The organism is Streptococcus sanguinis, assembly GCF_020729765.1.
In the GTDB taxonomy this organism is placed as follows: Bacteria; Bacillota; Bacilli; order Lactobacillales; family Streptococcaceae; genus Streptococcus; species Streptococcus sanguinis_Q.
Map to the genome: position 1 here is coordinate 1 of NZ_JAJEPD010000008.1, position 743 is coordinate 743.

Sequence of the window (743 nt, forward strand, 5' to 3'; positions counted from 1 at the left end):
TTTTACTGTGGTTCTTTATCTCTTGTTCTTATTCCTATCTTAAATTTTTATTGTAAAGAATAGATTGTAGTGGAGCAAAAACACCGTTTAATAATTGAATACTTGCTACTAGTAGTCCAATAGTCAGTAAGTTATTTCTTACAAAAAAGATACCAGCGACCATACAGGATAGTTGAGAGCCAAAACTTAGTAAAATTCCAGTAGTTGAAGCTAAGTCTTTTAAGAATTTTTTACTGTGGTTCTTTATCTCTTGTTCTTATTCCTATCTTAAATTTTTATTGTAAAGAATAGATTGTAGTGGAGCAAAAACACCGTTTAATAATTGAATACTTGCTACTAGTAGTCCAATAGTCAGTAAGTTATTTCTTACAAAAAAGATACCAGCGACCATACAGGATAGTTGAGAGCCAAAACTTAGTAAAATTCCAGTAGTTGAAGCTAAGTCTTTTAAGAATTGATATGTCTTTCTGGACTCTTCAAATTCTAAACTGATTCCCTGAATTTTTTCTTGGGTCCAGCTTTGAATATTTAATAACTTAATTTGTTCAAAACCATTAATAAAGTTTGTCATTTTTGACAACCGTAACCATTCAGATTTCTTAAATAATATCACCAAAAATAGTGACCTTATTCAAGAAAATTTATTGATTCCTAGAATCTCTCTAATTGCAAATTTAGGGACCCTTATCATGAGTGTGGTTGCCATTATCTATATAGAATGGCGATTAGCATTAGTCTTTCTT

At 30.3% G+C, this 743-nt stretch carries 2 pseudogenes; both read right to left on the reverse strand.

The features are described 5' to 3' along the window. Positions 1-40 precede the first annotated feature (40 nt). Positions 41-229 (reverse strand): annotated as a pseudogene (locus K4H96_RS12295) (ATP-binding cassette domain-containing protein); the annotation flags it as partial. A gap of 39 nt (positions 230-268) precedes the next feature. Beyond that, positions 269-580 (reverse strand): annotated as a pseudogene (locus K4H96_RS00245) (ABC transporter transmembrane domain-containing protein); the annotation flags it as partial. Between the last annotated feature and the right edge of the window lie 163 nt (positions 581-743).